General features: G+C 52.7%; 2 protein-coding genes. Both read right to left on the reverse strand.

Going from position 1 to position 1,058, the window contains the following annotated elements:
• Positions 1 to 437 (reverse strand): phage terminase large subunit family protein (locus tag Xhom_RS24955; protein ID WP_211287917.1); only part of this gene is annotated, 437 nt, incomplete at its 3' end.
• Entirely contained in the window at positions 412 to 996 is a 585-nt protein-coding gene (locus tag Xhom_RS24960; protein WP_099140129.1) for an RNA polymerase subunit sigma-70, read from the reverse strand. The genes Xhom_RS24960 and Xhom_RS24955, both read right to left, overlap by 26 nt.
• Between the last annotated feature and the right edge of the window lie 62 nt (positions 997 to 1,058).

Consider the following 1,058-nt stretch of genomic DNA (forward strand, 5'->3'; position numbering starts at 1 on the left):
CCACTGTCTTTGGCTTTCGCCTCCCCCGCAATTTCTTTCAGCACCGGCGTATCCCGCAGCATCGGCGCGATTTCGGTCTTGCTGTAGTCCTCGGCATCCTCCACGCGGGGCTGCACCACCAGTATGGGTGACGGGTCGTGAGACAGATAATAGCCGACAACATGGTCAAGGATTTTGGTGTAACCCACGCGGGCCGATTTCATGACAGACACCTGAGTCACATTCGGATCGGTAATGGCATCCATCATGCCATCCTGATAACCAAAGGAGCGGAATTTACCCGTTTGGGCACTGTTCTCTTTGGACAGAACGGCGTATTTATTGGCCCACTCGCTTAACGATAACGGCTCCGGGGGACAAATGTCAGAACGGCACTGATTCAGTACAAGGGTAAAGTTTTGCCATGCTGCATTATCCCCCCTGTTTACTGTGATCAAGGCTCAATTCCTCCATCGCCTCGTAGATGATTTCCTGTAAGGCCGCGACAAACGCCGTATCCGTTGAGGTGGCTGCCTGAGCTCTCAGTCGGGGGCCGTGTTCAGGGGCGATAGCGATCAATCGGGTACGCAGGCGGGCATATTGCTGCCTGACCGCATCGATCATATCCTGCCACGGTAACACCTGACCGGATTTCAGGTCGTAATCGTACTGGGTCAACAGCGCCAGATAGTTTTCCTTCATGGTCCGGGCTTCATCCAGTGACATCGTTGCACCCCGTTCAGTCAGAATGCGCTCGACAATTTTTGCCGGGGTATCGGGGGCTGGGTTGTTACCTGAAGTGTTACCCTGGGGGGTGTTACCCTGTTTGTTACCTTTGTTGTTACCTGTTGCTTGTTTTTCCGGTCGGGTAACAGTTTTCCGGTAACGCGCAATATTGGCATTTGAGGCCTCAACATTGATGTCGTCACCGTCCGTAACCAGCCAGCCACGGGCTTTCCATGTGGTGACGGTCTTGCGGCTGACACCGTGTAATTTGGCAAATTCGGACTGGTTCATCTGTTACCCTCGTGTTACCTGTTACCCAAATTTCAAAATTTTGTAGCTAGTGAAATATCGCG

The sequence above is a fragment of the Xenorhabdus hominickii genome, from assembly GCF_002632725.1.
GTDB classification, from domain to species: Bacteria; Pseudomonadota; Gammaproteobacteria; order Enterobacterales; family Enterobacteriaceae; genus Xenorhabdus; species Xenorhabdus hominickii.

Coding starts and splice junctions, on each gene's coding strand:
- Xhom_RS24960 (WP_099140129.1), bottom strand. CDS start 996: ATGAACCAGTCCGAATTTGCCAAATTACACGGTGTCAGCCGCAAGACC.